At 58.6% G+C, this 20990-nt stretch carries 13 protein-coding genes and 1 pseudogene; 5 read left to right on the top strand and 9 right to left on the bottom strand.

All coding sequences use genetic code 11. The features are described 5' to 3' along the window. Positions 1 to 4: 4 nt before the first annotated feature. The 3 genes and pseudogenes from KBY77_RS00090 to KBY77_RS00100 form a co-directional block, all read right to left on the bottom strand. Complete coding sequence (locus KBY77_RS00090; protein ID WP_255101601.1) at positions 5 to 4093, bottom strand: hypothetical protein; 4089 nt, start codon at positions 4091 to 4093, stop codon at positions 5 to 7. 462 nt (positions 4094 to 4555) lie between these two features. Next, positions 4556 to 4846: pseudogene (locus KBY77_RS00095) on the bottom strand (transposase); the annotation flags it as partial. 765 nt (positions 4847 to 5611) lie between these two features. Continuing rightward, complete coding sequence (locus tag KBY77_RS00100) at positions 5612 to 7765, bottom strand: UvrD-helicase domain-containing protein (protein ID WP_255101602.1); 2154 nt, start codon at positions 7763 to 7765, stop codon at positions 5612 to 5614. Between the two features lie 938 nt (positions 7766 to 8703). Here KBY77_RS00100 and KBY77_RS00105 point away from each other — a divergent pair. From KBY77_RS00105 to KBY77_RS00115, 3 genes are all read left to right on the top strand, one after another. Then, positions 8704 to 9357: a hypothetical protein gene (locus KBY77_RS00105; RefSeq protein ID WP_255101603.1), complete on the top strand. Its 654-nt coding sequence runs from the start codon at positions 8704 to 8706 to the stop codon at positions 9355 to 9357. Positions 9358 to 9711: 354 nt separating this feature from the next. Then, the gene (locus KBY77_RS00110; protein WP_255101604.1) at positions 9712 to 10269 is read left to right on the top strand and encodes a hypothetical protein; all 558 of its coding nucleotides are present in this window, start codon (positions 9712 to 9714) and stop codon (positions 10267 to 10269) included. A 498-nt stretch (positions 10270 to 10767) separates the two neighbouring features. Continuing rightward, a complete protein-coding gene (locus tag KBY77_RS00115) occupies positions 10768 to 11748 on the top strand; it encodes an IS5 family transposase (protein ID WP_255101605.1) in 981 nt (326 codons plus the stop codon). 131 nt (positions 11749 to 11879) lie between these two features. Here the strand turns inward: KBY77_RS00115 and KBY77_RS00120 are convergent, their stop codons facing one another. From KBY77_RS00120 to KBY77_RS00135, 4 genes are all read right to left on the bottom strand, one after another. Beyond that, entirely contained in the window at positions 11880 to 12254 is a 375-nt protein-coding gene (locus KBY77_RS00120) for a hypothetical protein (RefSeq protein WP_255101606.1), read from the bottom strand. Between the two features lie 72 nt (positions 12255 to 12326). Next, the gene (locus KBY77_RS00125; RefSeq protein ID WP_255101607.1) at positions 12327 to 12920 is read right to left on the bottom strand and encodes a hypothetical protein; all 594 of its coding nucleotides are present in this window, start codon (positions 12918 to 12920) and stop codon (positions 12327 to 12329) included. A gap of 62 nt (positions 12921 to 12982) precedes the next feature. Then, a complete protein-coding gene (locus KBY77_RS00130; RefSeq protein ID WP_255101608.1) occupies positions 12983 to 14020 on the bottom strand; it encodes a serine/threonine-protein kinase in 1038 nt (345 codons plus the stop codon). Between the two features lie 825 nt (positions 14021 to 14845). Next, positions 14846 to 15706, bottom strand: a complete 861-nt coding sequence (locus tag KBY77_RS00135; protein ID WP_255101609.1) for a dienelactone hydrolase family protein — start codon at positions 15704 to 15706, stop codon at positions 14846 to 14848. A gap of 65 nt (positions 15707 to 15771) precedes the next feature. Here KBY77_RS00135 and KBY77_RS16710 point away from each other — a divergent pair, with 65 nt between their 5' ends. Together KBY77_RS16710 and KBY77_RS00140 are read left to right on the top strand one after the other, a co-directional pair. After that, entirely contained in the window at positions 15772 to 16026 is a 255-nt protein-coding gene (locus tag KBY77_RS16710) for an SOS response-associated peptidase family protein (RefSeq protein WP_399211888.1), read from the top strand. Further along, the gene (locus KBY77_RS00140; protein WP_399212063.1) at positions 16016 to 16237 is read left to right on the top strand and encodes an SOS response-associated peptidase family protein; all 222 of its coding nucleotides are present in this window, start codon (positions 16016 to 16018) and stop codon (positions 16235 to 16237) included. The genes KBY77_RS16710 and KBY77_RS00140 overlap by 11 nt, the downstream gene beginning before the upstream one ends. Before the next feature lie 552 nt (positions 16238 to 16789). Here KBY77_RS00140 and KBY77_RS00145 read toward each other — a convergent pair. Both KBY77_RS00145 and KBY77_RS00150 read right to left on the bottom strand, forming a co-directional pair. Next, positions 16790 to 19798 carry an AAA family ATPase gene (locus tag KBY77_RS00145; protein ID WP_255102035.1) on the bottom strand — a complete coding sequence of 1003 codons (3009 nt, stop codon included), beginning with the start codon at positions 19796 to 19798 and terminating at the stop codon, positions 16790 to 16792. After that, entirely contained in the window at positions 19795 to 20976 is a 1182-nt protein-coding gene (locus KBY77_RS00150; protein ID WP_255101610.1) for an exonuclease SbcCD subunit D, read from the bottom strand. The genes KBY77_RS00145 and KBY77_RS00150 overlap by 4 nt, the downstream gene beginning before the upstream one ends. Between the last annotated feature and the right edge of the window lie 14 nt (positions 20977 to 20990).

Genomic DNA, 20990 nt, shown 5'->3' on the forward strand with positions numbered 1-20990 from the left:
GGCTTCAGCTCGCAGATCCGGCGTCTTGTTCCGCCATGCGGGCCATCAGTTCCAGTCTCCAGTAGCGCGATGCATAGGGAAGGGACGGGTTAGACCCCAGAGCTGTGTTCACAAGACGCTCGCAGACGGCAACCAATCCGATGGATGTGACCGATCCGGGAGCATCATCCCAGGCTTCACCTGCGTCGTACCAAGCCTTGTATGCCGCGGCGTAGTCCGTAGGCGAGACGGGATTGGCTCCGCCGACACCGCACATCAACGTCACCTGAGCAAGCGCAGCGGTAACTACGATGAATTCGTCGGAACTCAGCGTCGGCATCACACCGCTGACATTCATTTGATACGCGGACCAGAAGGCTTTGTCATCCAAGCTCGCCATCTTCACTGGTAGCTGTGGCAAGTGCACAGTGTCGGGATCGACGATCACCTTGCCGGGTGTGGACAGGTTCCCTAGTGTGTCGGCAAATTGATACCAAACCGGCGCTGGCGTGACCGGAACGTTGAGCGACGGATCGGTTTGAAAGACAATGAGGCCGTTGGAATCCACAATCCAGGTTCCCTGGCCGGGAGAGCCTAGGGATTTTCCATCCTTGGCGACGGCCGCATAGGGGACCGCATGCGCTAGGCCGTCGTCCACCGTTCCAAGGAGCTTGACGCTGGCTGGATCTTTGGCGAAGTAGGAAGTACTGGCATTGAGTACGTCCACCGCGATGGTAACTCCTGGTCCGGGAACAGTGGAAACGGCGCAATTTGATGCTCGGGGCCGGTAGCGGTCCATCGCCGAGAAGTCGACCGAGATGGTGGCGGTGTTCGATTCGGCGCCGGTCTTATCCAACACCGAGTAGTCAAGCGTCACGCCGCTACCGAGTGCCTGGCTGGCGTCAACGGTAACGATAGGGTTACCGTTGCTGTCGGTGGACAGGTTCCATATGCCGGTAGTGGGGGAATCCGTGGAGCCAAAGGTGCGGTTCTTGGCCTTGATGGTTTGATAACCGTTGGGGATCAGGCAGTGATCCAGAACGGAGATGGAAACGGGCTTGAATCGGCTGGCTTGTGACGGCGAAGGGATCGAAAAAGCCATCATCGCATTTTGGAGCGTGAGCGTCAGGGTGGCGCGTGCACTGGTCGTCTTGCCGATCCTCGCGTCATTCGTCACCAAAGCCCACTCCACGGAAACGCTGCGGTTTTTGTTCGGTTTGAATACATTGGGATCGGCCCGAAACTCGATTTCGAGAGGTTGTTTATTATCAACAGACCATCTTGCGCCAGTTGCAGTGTCGGCAAAAGACGCTACCAATTTATTCTCATTCCAGAGCCAGACCTCGCCCTTTTTGCTTGGAACAGATATCGGGGAGTAGGAGTAGGAGGAGCTGAAGCGGAACTCACTACGACTGACGGTCACCGTTTGAGATAAAGGGGCCGGCAGGATCGTGAGGGTGAGTTTCTTCTCTGCGGCACCAGCCTGCAACGCATACATGACGGTGACAGTCATTTCGCCGGTTGGCGGCTTGCTCGGAAAGCTGTAGATGGCGTACGGAGATCCGTCGGTACTCCAAGTGCCTCCATTGGGACCGGTGGCCATACCGAGTATGGGAATCCCAGGGAGGGGGCACCTCACCGGCTTTGACCGGTCTGCCGTAGTGATCGAGATGTCCTCCGGGGTGGCCGCTGAGGCAAAGTTCAGGGTCAGAGTGGCGGCAGGAGTGATCTTGTCGGCATACTTGAGGGTGTAGGGAACCGAAAGCGAGTTGGTCTCGTTTCTCAGGGCCGTCTTTGTAATGGCAATCTGGTTATTTTCAAGAACCGACCATTCGATCTCAGCCACGGTGATGACCTTCTGCTCTTTGCCGCTGGCGTCGATCAGGTTCAGTTCAACGCCCATATCAATGCTGTCGTCGAAGATCGTGACTGCCGGTGGGTTGATCCGGGGTATTGAGGTTTGGAGTGGAATCGGCGGGTTGGGCAGCAGCACGACGATGCTAAAAATCTTCCCGTTGAGCTCACACGTTGTGCGCTTGGTGACGCTGGTCGGTTTGTTTGGCGTGAAGACAATCGAAGTGGTGCCGTTGGGGTTGAAGACGACGTCCCACTTGGCTTCCTGGTCGGGACTGGGGCCCGCGGCGAGTATGGATCCGGTAGGAACAGGGACAGGGACGGCGGATGTGCGGTCTGGGGCGAGGACTGTGATGTCCGTTGTGTCGCCAGGGACGATCGGACTAGCTGGGATGAAGTCGATTTCGATGTTCGCGGGCTCTGAGTAATGCGCGGCGAGCCCTGAGAGCGCATCGCTGAACTCGAGGACATACTGGATTGAAGCCTTGGTCCGATTCGTGACTGTGTAAGAGATCTCGTTGGGATTTGTCACAGCCCACGATCCGTCGTTTCCTATTAATGTGGCGACTTTTTCCTTTGAGGAGGGGTCCAGCAGATAGGCGGCGCTGATGGTGAGCCCTTCCGGCGGTGGTGGGTCGTCGCCAAGAGAGATCGTTGCCGCTTTATCGCCGATCGCTATAGATATCTTTTTACTGTTGGGTTGATATGTGGTTCGCGTGCCGATCAACCCGCCGAGGGTTGCACCGGCCACTATCGACCCCGCGAGACCCAGGATGCCAGTGATTGCGAGAGCAATCTTGGCGTTGCGTCCCGTCGTCTTAGCGAGCTCCGCGCGGTTACCCTTGCGGAGGAGTTTAGGCATGGCGTCACGGATCTTCCGAGCGTTATCAGCTATTTCGTTGGCATGTTGCGCGGAACTTTTATTGGAGGGCGAAGGGTAATCTTGCGACTCATTGATCGCATTATTCCTACTGGCGTCTGCATCAGAAACCGCAAGGTCGAGGTCTGCGAGGGCTTTCGTTATCTTCTGCCAATCTCCCTCAGCTTGAACAATTTCGTTGCCGGCCTTCACGGCCCTCAACCCAGCTTCATTACAAGCCAGCGAGGCAGCATTCAAGGGCAATGGCCCTGGGTTGACTGGTGCGTCGTCTGACATGAGAGAGTCAGGAGCCTCATACTGATTTTTGAATTGTGGAAGAACCCCGTAGTTGGTGTCGGCCAGTTGCACTGGTTGCCTTAATTGAATAATCTGATTAAGGGAGTTGGCTGCCGCTCGGACTGGCGCCAAGGCTGCGGCCAAGCTGTCTGCAGCTACTTGGACTCTATCAGCGTTGACATTGTCTCCATCGATTGGACGCAGTTCAATTTGATTGGCGTTGTCACCGTTATTATTGTCGTCGCTATTATCGTCACCGCCGTCCTTTGGAACCAAGAGGATGACGTGTGGGGTGGTCGAAGGGGCGGCCAGCCCCGATTGCAACGAAGCAAACAGTGGATCGTTCGCGTGACCAACGGGAAACTGCAACTCCACGAGTCCAGGAACGGGGTTCTTCAGCAAGGCGGAGGTGAATCCGGCAAGGATCGCTCCTGCGATGAGATCCGTCTTCACACTCAAGCGTTTGTTGTAGAGATTCGAACTGAAGAGGGTATTGCGGAGAGCCTCAATTACAGGCAGGTTCTGCTGTGCGGCGAGGGTGTTGTATCCGGCCAGCGTCTCGATGATCTTTTCGGCGGTAGCTTCAATCGCCTGCAGAAAGTCAGACTGAGAGGCATGGTTCCCATCGAAGGGAGGGGCCAGATAAAGCATAGAGACATTTTTGGCATTACCATTCGGGCGACGGGAAGGGTCAAAAACGTCAACAAAAGCGGCCCCCTCGTAGTAACCCGGTGCCTGGCTGATGAGCCTGGCGTTAACGTAGGAAAAAGCGCATGGATCCGTGTTTGTGTAGGCCGCCGAGGACGTGCCTCCAGCCGCTTGGGCGATCAGTTTGAGGTGGCGGTCCTGGTAGTCGTCGTAGTTCCCTGGCTGACAGGCCTGATTCGGAGACAAGTTCACCCGCTGCTGATTGGCATGCTTGGTCAGCTCAAGATAGAAGCCTCCATTAACTCCGCCCAGGCCGACACACAATCCGTCGGCGTTGCCGGCGTTGACTGAGGCGAGATTCAGGCTGCCTTGCCCAGCTGCCTCGTAGAGAGGCGGATACTTTGAGGGAAATGTGAAGAATTGGAGTTTGACTTGAGTTCCGGGAATGGTTACCATCGAAATCATCTCCTAAAGACATAGATAGTGAAAGCAGGCCACGCGCGGGCTGAGCGCTCTAATGTATAGCACTCTTTCAGTACGAAGCAATCTGGTGCGTAATGTAGGCATTGCTACTGCGATTGAGCGTAAATGGCTGTTTCAAGCAAAGAAGTTTCACTCCACTACGGCAAAGCCCGGGCAGTATGTATTGTAACAGATGTCTTACGGCTGGAAATGGCGATGGGACATTTAGCGCATTAGCCTGGCACCTCCGATCAAGGAATGACTCCAAGCCATGGCCGTGGTGATTCATGTCGTCATCGGCAGGACCTACCGGAAATAACGGCTCCAGCATGGCGCTCTACGCCTCAGAACATGAACGAGCATCTGAAGCACGAAATAAACCAAGATTACTCTAGGCCCTGATCGCTGACTGCGCAGTAGCCACCAACACCGCAACCGAGATCTCAGACCGCTCGCCTAGAGTGACTTCCCGGAGATTTGCACACAAAGTCGCTGCAGCTTCTCCAGGATTGAATCCGCTGTGGCGGTCCAATTGAACGGGGCCTTGGTCTTGTTGTAGGCCGCCACGAACTGCTCGATCCTGGCGATCAACTCCTTGACACTGGAGAAGCTGCCGCGGCGAATGGCTCGCTGGGTGATCACCCCAAACCAGCGCTCCACCTTGTTGAGTCAGGAGGCGTTGGTGGGTGTGTAGTGAACGTGGAAGCGGGGCTGCTGCGCCAGCCAGGCACGGACTTTTCCGTGCTTGAATACATACTGATCAAGGTAGGACCACTCCTCGATCGGCTCGTTGCGGGATAGCTTTGGTCGCCTGAGGCGAAATTGGGCCATGAATCGCAATGCAGCACAGGTGTACTAACACAATGGTCTCGGGCCAGTTAGCTCCACACCCAGGGCAGGCTCAAGTGATGACGCAGGAGATCAGGCGTCTGCCCAGCGTAAGAAGCTCAGTACCCAGTCGCTGCAATGGGTTTGGCACCTCTTACGCTCTTACGCCTCTGAAGAAGGACCAGGGTGCTCGCTTCACAGCAGCGCCTTCGAGTGCTCAGCTACCGCAGTCGCGGGCGTGCGTTCAGCCACTGTGACCTGACCCACCCATCCCGGCGGCGGCGAGGGGAGATCGATCACGCGAGCGCAAGGGTGCGGGAGCGGTTCCGATCGTCTTGGCGTTCAGCTGCATGAGGAGGGTGCGATTGTCCTCCCGCACTCGCCTTGCCCTTGCGCAGCGTGACACCCTGAACCCCCCGCTGCCGGGTGGAATGCCAAGCCTCCTGCCGGTGCCTTCACAGTGGGGATGAGTCAGACCAAGTGGAACTCTTTCCTGACGCAGGGGGGTCTGTGAATCTTGCTTCAGTCCTCAAATTCTTGTCCTCCGTTTTGGTCGGAATGCCTGGGACGTTCAAAAAGAAGTCCTGATCTCATCCTTTGCCTGAAGCCCTGCTCAACAGGATCAGCTGGTCTCTCCCCTATGCACCGATATCGACTTCCCCTCCTTTTCTGGCACAGCAGGATCTATTGACCTGACCGCATCCAGAGGCTGGCCAGCCGCTTCCTCATGGAATGCCGCGCAGGCTCCTCGACGGCATCACCGACCACTGCCCCTTCCTGGCTGCACTCGACAGCGTCAACCAACTTCTCAACAGGGCATTCGCGCTTCGGTCCCTCAGAAGCCCGCAGATCAACCGCAGGGTCCTGTTGCAGCACCAGACCCACATCCAGAAGGAAGCGCTCAACGAGCGGCAGCGCTGAATCCAACTGTTGTTTCCCTAACATGTTCGCAACAGCATCAGCAGGATCAGTGGTCACCACCCGAAGCGCCGAGAGATCCAGCAGCAACAAGTGCCAGGCCAGAGCTGGATACCTGCGCTCGTAGTGACTGGCGACCACATGAACGTGGCTGGAATCGATGGCACCTTGAAACCAGCTCAGCGTGATCGTCTGGCCAGCTCGTGGAGCAGCCTCAGCAACGGGTACCGGGCTGGCTGATTCACTTCTCAAGGCAGGCTCAGGGGCACGGCTCTGCTTCACCAGTGTCACTTCCGTTTTGGAACCCATCTCAGGTTCATCAACCCTCTCGTGACCGGAGGGGGCACCTCCGGCAACCTTCGGCTTGAGCACCTCGTGGGAGTCCACCAGCAGGAAGCGCGGGTAGTCGTTGATGTAGCTGGCCAGGTCATCAAACAGCGGTGCTGGCCACTGCTTGGAAGAGCAGCTCTGCTGTGCCCGCGTCAATGCCACGTAGCGCAGGTTGAGCTCCACCTCCGGCAGCACCACCCCGCCCCGATACCCCTGCTCGTCCCAGAGAGCAGGCGCTTGCTCGGGGCCAAACTCCCAGGTCCTGAGATCAATAGGAACTCCGTGCAGCAGGTCGTGGCAATGAAAGTCATCAGCGAGGGTCACGCTGCCGAATTCCAGTCCCTTGGATTTGTGGGCCGTGGTCAAGGCCATCACAGTGGGCGTGAGCGAACTGACGACCATCCGCTTGATCCCTGCGATCTCTTCGGGGATGCCTTCCCAGCGCTCGTGACGATCGATCAGATGGCACCAGGCCTTGAGATCCCGCACGTCCTGCTCATCCGCGTAGCTGCACAGCTCCCCATAACCCTTGAAAGCAGCGAGGAACCGATCACGGATCTGTGACTGCTCACCACGCTTGAGGTGGTAAAGATCCAGAAGCTGCTGGAGTCGGTACCCATCGATCCCTCCGCACCAGTAGGTCTGCTTCCCCTGGCAGGCCAGGACCAGCGCCTGCTTGTAGATGGCGGCATTGCCACGGGCGATGAAGGCAGAGGTGTCGGGAGCTGGTGTGCTGCGCAGACCCCGCAGCTGGCGAGTCTCTCCTTTCAAGGCCAGGAGATGGTTGGCTGCCTCAGCGATGTCAGCACCAAAGCGGAAGCTGCCGGTCAGAGCCAGCTCGTCCCAGTGGCCAGCACCCGCCATAGCGTTGGTGGCATGGCGGAACTGATAGATCTGCTGGTGAGGATCCCCAACGAACACCCTGCTGCAGGTCTGCTCAGAGAGGACCCGCAGCGTGACGGGGTTGGTGTCCTGGGCCTCATCAAGCAAGATCACGTCGTACCTGAGCCGGGGCCTCGAGAGCTGGTACAGCTTGAGGTAGCCGTCATGCAGCATCGGCACGCAGAACGCACTGGGGTCAACCATCAGCTCCCACAGCCGGGCAGCAGCCTGCATGGCCTGTCTGGGGTAGCGCTGCCGGTCTTTGACGGCCCAGGCAAACTCAGCCATATCGTCGCAGCCGCTGCAGAGGAAATGCTGCAGCACCTTGAGAGCACGATCAGCCAGCACCAGGTCCTTGTGGTTGCGCTGGTCCAGCCCAAGGGCAACTGCAGCCTGATTGGCGCGGATGCTGCCCCGGAGCTGGTGCCTGTATCGGTACCCCACAGCCCGGTAGGCCAGGGCGTGAATCGTTGAGCAGGTGACGTTGCCAGGGAAGCTCTCTCGGGCTTCTGCCGCCACCGTGCGGTTGAAGGCCAGATACAGGATTCGCTGCTGTGGTCGTTCCCGGGCATAGGCACGCAGGGTCGTCGTCTTGCCCGTGCCCGCAAAGGCAAGCACGCGTAGTGAATCAGAGCGGGAGTGAACAATCGCCTGCTGCTCCTCGCTCAGAGTCCATCCGCCATCAGGCGGGTGGTGGGAAATGGTCATGATGATTCTCCTCAAAAAACATGTGTTTGTTGGTCAGGGTTGTCTCCATGGACACTGGCTCTGTTGCATTTAGACAAAGCAAAGCCAGTGGCTGAATCGAGTGACGATCAGCGGAGGATGAACAAGGCGACCGGTGTTGAACCTTCTGCCGCCTTGGGCTCAGTCAATGATTAAGTCAGCTGCAGAAGCCCCTAAGGCACCCTGAAACCACAATCGGGCAATTTTCCAGCGGGGGAGAAATCCCAAATTCTGTAAATCAGTCATGCTCACCCTCGGCGCTCAACCAAGGAGATTCAGGCCCGCGAAGATTGCTAGCAAGTAGATATAGCTTATATATGCATATCATTTTAGGTACTATTTATAAGACGATTCATAATCGCGCTCGATAGCCTCAAGTATTCCTCTTGCAATCTCCTGGAAGAGTGTATGCTTAATTTAGATGGCTAACAGTTCAGCCATCCATTTCTTTGCCCGTATGTATATGCTCTCTCTGCTCATGTAATGACTCTCGAGCCCAGCGGGCAATCAGGCCTGCCAACGAGGCTCATCGAAAATACCCCCTGAACAACGCGAATCCCTCTTGGATAGCAGGGTCGCCAAGTACGTGGGCTAGATACTCAGCTCTCCGTGATCCGTCTCGGTTGCTTTGCGCTGCCTTGGCAGAGCCAGTCTACTGCTATATACATCATTTCCTAGCGAGCCAGGGGCGAGCGGGGGTGAGTAAAGGGCAAGCGTAGATAGCAGTAGCCACTAGGAATTACTACTTGTTATTAGTGGTAGAGGAAACGAAGTGAATCAACTGGATATATTCTCTGAATGGATTAAAGTTCTCCATGCGCTAGCATGGAGAACGATTACCCAGGGATCACTCTCTCTACTTCCGTTCAATATCAATACTGCTTTTGTTTATACATTGATAAATATCTCGGTTTTTCACAATGACATCACCTAGCACCAGCTTCCAGCGGCCGCCGCGCTCCACTCCCAACCAAGAACAGGCCCAGCTGCGTCAGTTCCTGGAGGAGCTGCTCAGGGCTGGCTTCAACCCCAAGTACATGGTCAGCTATCACCCCCGCTCTCCTGAGGAGACTGGCTGGCACGGCAAGGGCCAGCCCGCTGCAACTTCAGCCTCGAGCAGGCATCGACCCACCATCAGCGCCTGGAATCAGGTGGGCTCCTACGAGTACTACAAGCGCCGCCGCAACGACGTCGACTGCATGACAACAGACAACCAGCACATACGGAACCTGGTCATGCGCCGTCACTACGGCATCCAGCGCCTCAACCAGGACTGGCGTGAAGCTCCACCGCCAATGCTGTTCTTCATGGAGCAGGGCATCGGTGTTCAGCAGCATGTCCACCTGCTCCTTCCTCAGCCCCTGCCGCAGTTCGACTCTGCACAAAGCCTGACTGCTGAGTGGAAGCTGTACATGACCAAACACGCCAAGTGCCTCTCCAGGCAACGCCCACCCCATGTTTGCTCAGTAACGGATGCAGCGGGTGTCATGGGCTACCTCACGAAGGAAACCTCGTCTGAGCGGCTGGTGTTGGACGTGACGGCCTCGAACTTCCTCAGCCCAGCATCGCCTTGATCTTGTCCTGATCGGTGGTAGCAGCAGCACTGCACCTGAGGATCAGGAAGACCGTAACCCCCTCAGCACTGCGGAGGCATCCCGTATACAGCTTTCGACAAGAGTTCCGCCGCTTTGTCTTCGTGCCCCAAGCACTCCCTACCGTTTTTTATTAACTATGTGCTTACTTCCTGATTAGGATCGTCTTATTAACTATGTGCTTACTTTCTCATCAAGACCGCTTTTTGTTAACTATGTGCTTAGCTTCAGGCCAGAGCAAGTATGTCTCCTGGTGCTCTAGGGATCACAGCATGTCCCGTCAATAGGCTATAGTTTAATTGGCGCAACTCGCTATCAATTCGTATTTTATTTATTATGAAAAAATCTGCATCAACCTCCAGCCCCACGCTGCAGGACACCCCGTTTGATCTTTACAGGCTGTACTTGCTGGCCGAAACTCCAGTAGAGAAACAGTCGTTCGTCCTTGTCGCCTTGGCCACGCTCCGTGCCGTCAAAAGCAAGAAGAACAGACCGCATGAACTAGAGCTCGCTTCCGCCCTGATTGTCGGGGATGCTTTGCGCACGCTCAAGACTCTCAAAGGCAGTGAGAGCTATAAAACCTTCCTCGAAAACCACAAGATCACGCCAACTGATGCCTCGACATGCATACGGCTGGCAGAAGATTCTGAAACGATCGAGGGGCTGGACGTCAGCGGGTGCACTCTGCCGGCGGTGATCACCAAGCTAAGCGAGCTTAAGCAGCAGGAAGCCAAGGATGCCTTGCCCTTCGCTCAGCAACTCATTGGCGAGCCTGTAAGCCCTCCTCAAGTACCCACGTCGCGGATTCGTGAACGAGGAACGTATGAGCGTGATGACGATGACGAAGTTGTCGAAGCGTTCCGGGCAGCTCAAAGGTATGGGTATCCGGCCTGAACGGAAGAGGTCAGCCGTCCGCCGTAGGCGGGTCGGCTGGAGCGACTTGTTGTACTGCAATCTCATGTGAAGTCAGGTGAGTCAGCCAACAGCGTTTCTGCCTTGCCAATCAAAGCAAGATACTCAACCGTAAGGCTGCTAACGCCAAACGGATAGAACCAATGGGGCTTGGTCGCCCCAGCGCGAGCTCCTGCGTGGTCGGGTAGAAAGAGACCGCTTCTGCTAAGGTCATTAACCACAGTCAACAGTTCGGTCTCGTCGCGAACGAATGCGCCAAGGTGGGGCTCCCTGGTTAGTATCCCGTCTGTGATTAGTCGTACCTCATATGGAGGATCATTCTGGGGACTGAGATCCATGCTGACTAGATGGACAAAGACGAGGAGAGATTGATTGGAGCATCCTCGGAGGGCTGAAACAGCATGGAGCTTAAGGAGACTCTGGAAAAGCCACCCCATTCACGGGACAATGACCTTGTGATCGCAGGAAAGGGCTGGGTCCATGGGCGGCAAGCAGCTTGGCTTTGGTGATTACGAGCAAGCCACGGCCAAGAAGCGCACCAAGCGTGAGAAGTTTCTGGCAGAGATGGAGGCGGTTGTGCCCTGGAAGGCGCTCATTGATCTGATCGAACCTCACTACCCCAAAACCAGCTCCAAAGGAGGACGTCCGGCCTATCCGCTGGCCACCATGCTGCGAATCCACCTGATGCAACAGTGGTATTCACTCAGCGATCCAGCGATGGAGGATGCCCTGATTGAGGTGCCCACGATGCGGCGCTTTGCCGGCATCGACCTCGTCAGCGAGCGGATCCCGGATGAGACCACCATCCTGGCGTTTCGGCACTTGCTGGAGAAGCACAATCTGGGCGAACAGATTTTTGCGGTGGTGAAAGCCCATCTCAAGGAACGGGGCATGGCCATGAAGCAGGGAACGATCATTGATGCCACCTTGATCGCGGCTCCCAGCTCAACCAAGAACAAGGCTGGGGAGCGAGATCCGGAGATGCACCAGACCAAGAAGGGCAACCAGTGGTACTTCGGGATGAAAGTCCACATTGGCGTCGACAAAGACTCGGGCCTCATCCATTCGGTGGAGACCACGGCTGCCAATGTGCATGACCTCACCCCAGCCGCTGATCTCCTGCACGGGGAGGAGACTGTGGTCTATGCGGATGCCGGCTACCAGGGGATCGAGAAGCGAGACGAGATGCAAGGAAAGGGGATTGGCTTTCGCGTTGCCATGCGGCCCGGAAAGCGCAGGGCTCTGCCGGACACACCGGAGGGTCGACTGGATGATCTGGTCGAAACTGCCAAAGCACATGTCCGCGCCAAGGGCGAGCATCCGTTCCGGGTGATCAAGCAGCAGTTCGGCTTTCAGAAGACACGGTTGCGGGGCATGATCAAAAACCGCTGCAAGGTGTACGTGCTGGCAGCCCTCTCAAACCTATTCATGGCACGTCGTCGGTTGTTATGCAGCGCGTGATCGGGGAAGTAGTGTGCCCATGGAAGGCAAAATGCCCCCAGATGGGCAAGATTGAGCTTCCAAGAAGGTGAAATCAGGCCGATCAATTTTAGATTCGCCGGGAAACTGTTCATCTCGAACAAGTCGCAACCTCAGGCTCTCTTCGAGGGCTCGTTGCCCAGAGATTCCTTAAGCGATTGCGTGTATTCATGCACCTCAAAATCGGAATACAGCAGCGCCAAGCATGCATGAGCCAGAGTTGCGTTCGTAAGTAGGACACTGTCGGCGTAATCCGACAGAATTTCTGTGCCAACATCTGACTGGATGTATTCCTCGAATTTCTCTTTCCTCCCAGCATCCCAGGCGTTGCTTGTCGTGTGAATTGACTTGAGAAAACGGATGATTCTTCGCTTGCGAACTAGGGTGTATGCGGCGGAGGCCATTCTGACGTAGGGGACTACGTCCTTCAAGTCGTCGGCCAATTCTGTTACCTCGGTTAGTCTGAGCTGCATTTCGTTCATGTCCATGGTTCATCCGACTGATATTCGTGCATCCCATTCAAGATCCCGCATTCTGGCGATTGGCTTGCAGTCCAACAGTTACCGATCAGCGGGGGGCGACGAGAGACTCTCCACCGGTAATTCGCCTGACTTCGCCGCTCTGTTGCATCGGATGCTTCGCCCACATTGTTTGCATTTATTGAACGTGTTGGCATTCCCACCCGCGTCAGTCAAGGCAGGTGATGCCGGCGCGTTGTCGGCAAGCGATACAATTGACAACGCCTCGGTCATTTGCTCGTCAGTAAGCACTTGCAGTACGCGTACATTAAGTTCGTACATCCGTTTCGCAAGTGAGGGCGCGTTTGCGTAGAAGTCGGGACCGTCGCATCCAAAGTAGACAAAGCGATCAAATGTAACCTCGGGTCCGCGTTTGCCGACATATTTTTTGTGCGGTCCAACGCCGATCCAATTAACCATCCCGGCAATGCCATTCAATTGAGCCTCTGGACCAATGCCGCCGACCCCGATTACAGCGTCGTATTCACGATCGCGGACAGCGCCCATGCAATCATAGACGCCAAAACATCCGTCGGTGTCGGGATCGCCGTTGTGCGTGCGTTTATAAACGAGGATGTTCATGATTCGATGTGTGGTTGAACGCTCCAGATCAGAAGCGGGCAGCAATCTCGGCATAGAAACCAGCCTCAGCACCCGTCTTCTGAATCTGGTTGTTGGAGGGAGGCTTTCGTCTGATCTCACTCCCATCCTTTCTGCCCGCGAAAATTGAACAGTTGGACATGACCGCATTCATTGCAAATCATAATTCGCCAACTTGACTGAGCAGTCGACTTGAGACCAAATCCGTCTGCCTTTCGTGGATCACTGTCTGAATGCAGATAGTATTTTCCTCTCCCGCAAAAGTTGCATTCATGCTGAATCGACTTCGATAGGTAGTGAGACCTTCGACGAATCAAGGCTTGAGCCTGGCGAGTAAGAATAAGCAGATTTGCTGAGTCTCGGCGATCATTGGGATCTTGTGTCACCATAAGATCAAGCAGGAAGTTCACATGTTCGAGTATTGAGTCTCCATTTGGCGAAAACGGATCGTTCCAGTGTTGTTTGATATCCCACTCCTTTTCTCGGTGTGCTTCTCTACTGAATACTCTTCCCGTAAAAAGCCAGTAAAGCAGCTTGCCTAATGAGTAAACATCTGATGCGGGTGTAACATGCTCTACACGGCCGCTTTCAAGCTCTGGAGCCATATACAGTCTCGGGCCGACTGCCTCCTGCGTTTCTGTTATTCTGTTGCCTGATTCAAGAAAGATCGATAGGCCAAAATCTCCTACCACTGGAGGGCCTATTGCAGACTTTAGGAAAATATTATCTGGCTTAATATCTCTGTGCAAAACTCCATGTGAATGTGCCGTATGCACCGCATCCAGTATTTGCTCAAATACTACAAGCGTAGCTACCGGATCAGATCTCCAGTAGGGGGCTGCATTAGCGATTGTTCCGCCGTGACAATATTCAGTTACGATGTATGGGCGGCCCTCATTTAACGAATGGTCAACAATCCTAATGATATTTGCGTGACTCAACCTGGATGTCGCCTCAATCTCTCTTTCGAAGCGATCGAGCCTGCTTGGGTTCTTTAGTCTCTTTAACACATACTCTGTTTCATCGGCATGTGCATCATCAGGCCCTGACTTGCGCTTGACTACATGCGTCCATGATTGCCCCCCTTCGCTTAGGTCGCGGATGATTTCCCATGCATGAGAATTGAACTTAGCCATGAATAGCTTGATGTGAAATCATGGGCACATCATCATGATAGCCAAATAGAAGGTTGCCAGGCCTTATGCGTCCTTCCCTCCAACAGTATTTCGGCGGATCCGGTATCCACCTCAAGCGTGGGTCCTCGTGCCGCATAAGACACCTGTCACCCTTGCAGGATGACCCAGGATGCCTTTCCTTGCAATGGCTCTCAATAGCAGCGTTGGCAAATCAGGGAACTTAGGCGGACCCGGTATCCAACTGTTCGTTCTGTTACAAAGCCCTTCAATGAGTTCCGTCAACCGTCTTCGCCGATTCACCCCATTTTCAGTTGATGATTTCCGTCCTCTTGCCTTGGAGGAGTGGAATTCATAGATCATCCCCCGCCCGCCCGTGAACCTGGCTGAACCAACGAGCAGCTCAAGGACATCCTGAGTCCGGCTTTCAGTCCAGAGACGAAGGGAAAACAGCGACCACCATCAGACAGCACCTCCAGTCTCGAATTGTTGGGGTGGGCTCAAGGCCCTCTGACCTGGGAACACTGTCACCACTCAACCCAGGCCGATGACCCTGACCATTGCCGACATCTCCACCGAGCTCCTGATGGACACCACTACCGCCCTCTAGGAGATCGAGTGCCGCATGAATGCCCGCGTCTTCACCGCCGTCCACCACCTCGAGCAGGGGCCAGCGGTTCGCCAGGTGCTGAAGCTGCTCCTGGAGATTCTGGACCGCACCAGCCCTGACGGGGTGATCTGAGCTGCCTCTGCAGCTCCAAACACCTCCAGCCCGCATTCCCGGAGCTTTTCTGCTGACCACCCTGGCGGCAATCAACACCCTGGTCTTCAGGACACGCCGTTGGCTTTGAACCATGCCTGCAGCCGGCTCCAGCCATCCGCAGCAGCTTCAGGCCGGTAAGTGGGGCGGTAGTCGGCATGGAATCCATGGGGAGCCTCCGGATAGATGACGATCTCGCTGCGACTTCCCGCCGCCTTCAGGGCTGCCTGCTTCCGCTCCACCGTCTCCAGCGGGATGCCGTCATCCTTGCCGGCGTACAACCCCAGCACCGGGGCCTTGATCCTGGCCGCCACATCCAGGGGATGGAACGGTTGATCAGCGGTGCTTGCTCCGACCAACCGCCCGTACCAGGCCACACCGGCCTTGAGGCTCGGGTTGTGGGCGGCGTAGAGCCAAGTGATCCGTCCACCCCAGCAGAACCCGGTGATGCCGAGTTTCCCGATGTCTCCTCCTCCCTCGCTGCTCGCCCAGGCAACAGTGGCATCGAGGTCGCTCATCACCTGGGCATCGGGCACCTTGGCAACCACAGGCAAAATCGAAGCGATATCAGGCAGCTTGGTGACATCCCCCTGGCGCTCGAACAGGCTCGGAGCGATGGCCAGATAGCCAAGCCGCGCCAACCGCCGGCACACATCCTGGATGTGGGCATGCACCCCGAAGATCTCCTGCACCACCAGCACCACCGCTAAGTTCGTGCCTGTGGCTGGTCTGGCGCGGTAGGCAGGAATCGTGCCTCCTTCCACAGGGATGCTCACGAAACCTGCTGTCAGTCCACCTGGATCAGTGGTGATCGTGGCCGCTGAGATCGGGCGCACGGCCACTGCAAAGCCAGCGGCGAGGGTGCCTAGCAGCAGCTCGCGGCGGCGGATGCCCTGGGGGCCGGCTGGATCGGATGGGGTCGAGGCCATGCGGAGGGGATTCCCTTTCACTCAGACCTCCATTCTGTTGCGCTCCTCGAACTGGGGTGGCCGGGATGGCCCTGCTACCCCCTTACGACTCAAGGCCCATTATTGCCCGCAGTGAAACGGTGGCCAGCAATCCCTTCTGCCGGGGTGCCCGGCGACTTCGTCGCTGCCTCATCCCAGCCGATGGCTTCTACGAGTGGCTCCCACCTCCCGCCAACGACCCTCAAGAGAGATCCGCCCGTAAGCAAGCCCTAGTGGACCCGCAGGCAGGACCACGGCCTGTACTGGCTGGGAAGACTCTGGGACCGCTGGATCGCCCCTGACGGCAGTGCCCTGGAGACCTGCTGCATCCTGACCACCACCCCGATTGCCCTGCTCCGCCCAATTCATGACCGCATGCCTGTGGTGATTCCAGACGGGCAGGAAGACACCTGGTTACTCACCAGCGGGGCCGATGAACTCCGTTCGCTGGAGTCCCTGCTGCTGCCATGGCAGCCCGCAGGCTGGGAAGCCGTTCCGGAGGACTGGTCCTGACTGCTGTGCCAGTTTCGAAGGCCCAGCCTTTTGAGCAACGCGTCGACAGCCTTTGATTCAGCAGCCGCAAGTTCACATCGCAACAGTAGACTGCGATGGTAGATGTAAGCCAGCAAGACCATGGGTCAAGGGAAAGACTATAGCTTGGTGCATGGCATGTACCAATAGCATCAGCAACATGGCCTGTTCAATCTACGTGCAACCATTGATTCCGAATACTCTATCCGGTCAGAGTGCCCAGGCGCTTGAAGTTCTGAAGGATCTCCATTGGCAATCGATTGCAATGCTGGCCGCAATAGTGTGTCCTTGCCGAGAGAAGTGCGCCAACAGATTTATCCCCATTGCTCGATCCAGGGCTGTTTTCCAGCTCTCACCAGCTCTCAATCAATGGTCGTGTTGCCCAAAGTCATTGCCGTGCAGTGGATCTGCTTGTCTTCCTGAGCGCTCCCAAAGCACCCGCGCTACCAAGCTGCGCCACGCCCCGTCAGATGTGACTTTACCTTCCGAGCTCATGGGTATTCCGTCAGAGCTGGGAAGCTCACTCGGCTCTGGTCAGGACAGAGAGTTCATTCCCACACACACCCTCGAGCCCTGATCGCTGGAGAGCACCTCGATGCCGTAGCGGATGCGCTCCTTGAGGGCTCCCACGTGACTGATGATGCCGATCATGCGGCCGCCTTCCCGCAACCGGTCGAGCTCGTCCATCGCCAGCTGGAGGTTGTCGGGATCGAGGGTGCCGAAGCCCTCATCGATGAACAGTGCCTCGAGGTGCACCCCGCCTGAGTGGGCCTCGACTGTGTCGGCTACGCCCAGGGCCAGGGCCAGGGAGGCCTGGAAGGTTTCGCCGCCCGAGAGGCTGCCCACCTCTCGCTCCTCGCCGGTGTAGGCATCGAGGACACGCAGGCCCAGTCCCGCCTGGCGGCCGCCGCGCCCCCCCTCATCGGTGAGCCGCAGCTGGTAGCGGCCTGAGGTCATTAGCTCAAGTCGCTGGTTGGCGTAGCGGCAGATATCGCCCAGATAGGCGGAGAGCACCCAGCGCTGCAGGGAAATGAAGGGAGCGGCCTTGCCAGAGCAGCGATCGGCCACGGCACTCAACAACTGTGCCCGCTCTCGCCGGGTGGCCAGCTCGCCTGCCCCGCTCCGGTGCTCGGAGCTGAGCCGCTCGATCTCTGCCTGCGCTCCTCGGGCTTCGCTGTGGCGCTCCACGGCAGCCATGCGAGCGGCATCAGCGGTAATCACCGCTTCCTGGGCCGTCGCGGAGTCTGGCCGCTCCGCTGGCAGATCGGCCAGGTCCGCTGAGGCCAGCAGTCCCCTCAGCCCGATCAATTCCGTCTCGTAGGCCTTGATCCTCTGGGCCCAGAGCTGGCGCACGTTCTCCTCCCTGAGGGCGGCCACCACGGCCAGGCCATCGGCAAACTCCGATCCAGCCATGTCCGTCGCCAGGCGGCCCGAAGCCTGCTCAAGCCGGGTCATGGCAGTGGTGAATTCTTGGCAGCGTCCCGCCAAAGCTTTCAGAGCTTCCTCCAGGGGTTCGAAGGTCTTCACCGCCTGCAGTGGATCGACCCCCTCCCCAAGCTGGCTGGCGATGTCGGCGGTGAGGGTCTGCGCCCGTTGATTTTCGTCCGCAGCGGCCCTGGACTGCACCGCCAGCTCCGTGCTGGCCGACTGAATGCTGGCTTGGAGTGCCTGGAGCTCCTGCTCGTGATCCTTGATCGCCAGCTCCAGACCGGCCACTGTTTCGGCCAGGGCCTGCGCAGTGGACAGGGTCTCGCTGGCCTGTAGAGCTGAAGTGCGCGCCGACTCCTGATCAAGGTCGGCGCCGCCGGCTTTCTCCAGCACCGCCGCCAGTTCTCCCTGTGTCTTCTGCACATCAACCGCAGCCTGCTCGGCAGCCTTGGTTGCCACGTTCAGCTCACTCTCAGCCCCAGTGATCGCCTCATCACTGACGGCGTCCTGGGACGGCTGAGCTGGTGCCGGATGGTGCGCCGAACCGCAGACCGGGCAGGGGGCTCCAGGCTCCAGTCCGCCGGCGAGCCGGGCCGCCATGCCGGCAATCTGATGTCGCCGGTGATCGTTCAGGGCCGCTTTGGCCTGGTTGAGCCGAGCATCGGCCATGGCTTTCGCGGCCGTGGCCTCCTTCTCCTTCTTCTGGGCAGGGGCGATGGCCTCCACGGCCCGGGCGCGATCACGGGCCTCCTGTGCCGCCCGCTGCAACCCGTTGAGCTGGTCACGGGCCGAGCAGGCTTTGGTGAAGGCATCGGCGGCGGCCTGCCGCGCCTGCTGGCGGTTTTCTCTGGCGGCGTTGCTGCTGGTCAGCCGCTCCTCCGCCCTGCTGGCCAGTGCAGCAGCGGCGGCGGCCCTGGCCCTCGCATGGGCTGCCTCCATGGCCTGACTGGCCAGGGCCGTCAGCTCCACCCGTCGCGCCGCTAGGTCGTTGCGCGCTTGGCCCAGCTCCTCCTGGCATGGCAATGACATCAGATCGAGCAGGACCAGTGAAGCTGGCAGGGCCAGAGCGGCGTCCCTGGCCCGGTTCGCCCGCAGCAGCTCTGCCTTGATCCGGGCCTCAAGAGTGGTCAGGGCAGTACGGGCGGCCTGTTCGGCTTCCACGCTGGGGCGCAGCGTCTCGGCCTGCTCCGCCCTGCTCAGCCGCTGACGGAAGTCGATGACCGCCTCCTGCTTGGCCTCCAGTTCGGTGAGCCTGGAGAGGGCCTCTGCGCGCCGATCCCAGCGGTCGGCCGTCTTCTCGATCGCTGCCATGGCCTGCAGGGCGAGTTCAAGGCTTGCGCCCACCTGCTTCAGGCTGTCCTGGGTGCCCCCCACCACCAAAGCGATCTGCTCCACCAGCCGGTCCAGGTCCTCCTGATCATTGGGTACCTCCAAGGGCTGCAGGGCATAGGGGCTCCACTCATGGGCGGCCTGGTGGCGCAGCACCTCCAGGGTCCGGTTCTGCTCGGCCACCTCGATGCGTGCGGCCTTGGCGCGCTCCTCCAGCCAGCTGCCTGCCTGCTCGTAGATCACCGTGTCGAAGAGGGTTTTCAGCAGCGCCTCCCGCTCCTCGGCCCTGGCCCGCAGCACTTCGGCGAACTGGCCCTGGGGCAGCAGGATCACCTGACGAAACTGGGCGGCATCCAGACCCACCAGCCCCTGCACCTCGCGGGTGACCTCCGTGCTGCGGCTGGCGATCGGCTGCCACTCGTTGCCGACCAGCCGGAACAGCACCGCCTGCGGCGTCTTTTCGGTGGTTCCCTCACCCCGGGTCTTGGGGGCGGTGTAAGCGGGCGATCGCTCCACGCGGTAGCGGACTCCGCCACTGGAGAACTCCAGGCTCACCCGCGGCACGGCTGAGGGCACGGCGTGATCCGATTTCAGCGCCTTGACGCTGCGATCCCCAGACACCTCGCCGTAGAGCGCAAAGCAGAGGGCATCGAGCAGGAAGGTCTTGCCGGCACCGGTGCTGCCGTGGATCAGAAACAGCCCCTCCTGGCTGAGCGCGTCGAAGCCGATCTCCACGGGCTGGGCAAATGGCCCGAAAGCCTCGATCCTGAGCTGGTGTGGTTTCAGCGCTCCCCTCCCTTCGCGGCCGCCTCGAGCGCTTCCCGCAGCAGATCGCCCTCGGCCTGGTTGGCGGCTCGCCCCTGCTGATCTGCGAAGAATGCCGAGGTCAGCTCAAACGGTGAAGCGGCCTGGCGCACCTGCTGGTTGCGCTCGCTGGCCGTGGACCGCAGCACCTCCGGCGGACGGTGGCGCAGTTCGGCCACATGGGGGAAGCGCCGGCGCAGTCGGGCCATGGCCTGCAGGGGCAGCTCCTCGTCGCTGAGGATCACCCGCACCCATGCTTCGACGGCCGACTCAAACTGCGGATCACGGCAGAGCTGTTCGATGCCACCTTCGATTGTGCAGAGCGATCGCCCCACCTGTAGCGGCACAACCTCAACCGTTGGCTGGCCTGCGGCGTCGAGCTCCACGATCCGCACCGACTTGGTGTGGTTCTGCTCGGAGAAGGAATAGGGCAGAGGCGTGCCGGAATAAGCCAGCCGGGGGCCATCCAGCTGCTGGGAGCCGTGAAGATGGCCCAGGGCCACGTAGTCGAAGCCGGCGAAGGCTTCCGCGCTCACCCGATCGACGTTGCCGACCGTGAGCTCCCGCTCCGACTCCGAGCTCTCCCCACCAGCGACGAAGGTGTGGGCCACCAGCACAGAGCGTTGCTTCGGTCGTCCCTGGAGATCCCGGCGGATCCGCTCCAGTGCCAGCCGCGTCACCTCGTCATGGCGGAGGCGCACCGGCAGCGTCTCCTCCCCCAGCGCACTGATCAGGCCAGGCCCATCCACCGCCGGCTCCAGGTAGGGAAGCGGGTAGATCGCCACCGGGAACCCCCCCAGCCGTGGGCTCACAAGCACCGGCTCATGGGCCCGGCGCACGTCCCCCCGGATCGTCACCCCTAAGGAGGCGAGCAGGGGGTCGTAGACCGACACCCGCACATGGGAATCGTGGTTGCCGGCGATCGCCACCACCGCGGCACCGTTCTGGCGCAACTGGGCCAGAGTTTCGTTGAAAAGCTGAACGGCCTCGGATGGGGGGATCGCCCTGTCGTAGAGGTCGCCGGCGATCAGAACCGCATCAACAGCCCCCTCCCTGGCCAGCTCGACGATCCGCGCCAGCGCAGCCGCCTGCTCCTCAAGCAGGGATGCGCCGTGGAAAGTCCGCCCAAGGTGCCAGTCGGAGGTGTGAAGCAGGCGCATCAGCGGCAGCTCAC

It is taken from the genome of Synechococcus sp. Cruz-7E5 (assembly GCF_024345995.1).
Taxonomy (GTDB): Bacteria; Cyanobacteriota; Cyanobacteriia; order PCC-6307; family Cyanobiaceae; genus Regnicoccus_A.

What these genes read in the sequence shown, in the direction of transcription:
- KBY77_RS16710 (WP_399211888.1), top strand. Translation starts at nt 15,772, where the DNA reads ATGGCCCTGCTACCCCCTTACGACTCAAGGCCCATTATTGCCCGCAGT.
- KBY77_RS00130 (WP_255101608.1), bottom strand. Translation starts at nt 14,020, where the DNA reads ATGGCTAAGTTCAATTCTCATGCATGGGAAATCATCCGCGACCTAAGC.
- KBY77_RS00125 (WP_255101607.1), bottom strand. Translation starts at nt 12,920, where the DNA reads ATGCCGAGATTGCTGCCCGCTTCTGATCTGGAGCGTTCAACCACACAT.
- KBY77_RS00150 (WP_255101610.1), bottom strand. Translation starts at nt 20,976, where the DNA reads ATGCGCCTGCTTCACACCTCCGACTGGCACCTTGGGCGGACTTTCCAC.
- KBY77_RS00135 (WP_255101609.1), bottom strand. Translation starts at nt 15,706, where the DNA reads ATGGCCTCGACCCCATCCGATCCAGCCGGCCCCCAGGGCATCCGCCGC.
- KBY77_RS00105 (WP_255101603.1), top strand. Translation starts at nt 8,704, where the DNA reads ATGACATCACCTAGCACCAGCTTCCAGCGGCCGCCGCGCTCCACTCCC.
- KBY77_RS00115 (WP_255101605.1), top strand. Translation starts at nt 10,768, where the DNA reads ATGGGCGGCAAGCAGCTTGGCTTTGGTGATTACGAGCAAGCCACGGCC.
- KBY77_RS00110 (WP_255101604.1), top strand. Translation starts at nt 9,712, where the DNA reads ATGAAAAAATCTGCATCAACCTCCAGCCCCACGCTGCAGGACACCCCG.
- KBY77_RS00120 (WP_255101606.1), bottom strand. Translation starts at nt 12,254, where the DNA reads ATGGACATGAACGAAATGCAGCTCAGACTAACCGAGGTAACAGAATTG.
- KBY77_RS00090 (WP_255101601.1), bottom strand. Translation starts at nt 4,093, where the DNA reads ATGGTAACCATTCCCGGAACTCAAGTCAAACTCCAATTCTTCACATTT.
- KBY77_RS00100 (WP_255101602.1), bottom strand. Translation starts at nt 7,765, where the DNA reads ATGACCATTTCCCACCACCCGCCTGATGGCGGATGGACTCTGAGCGAG.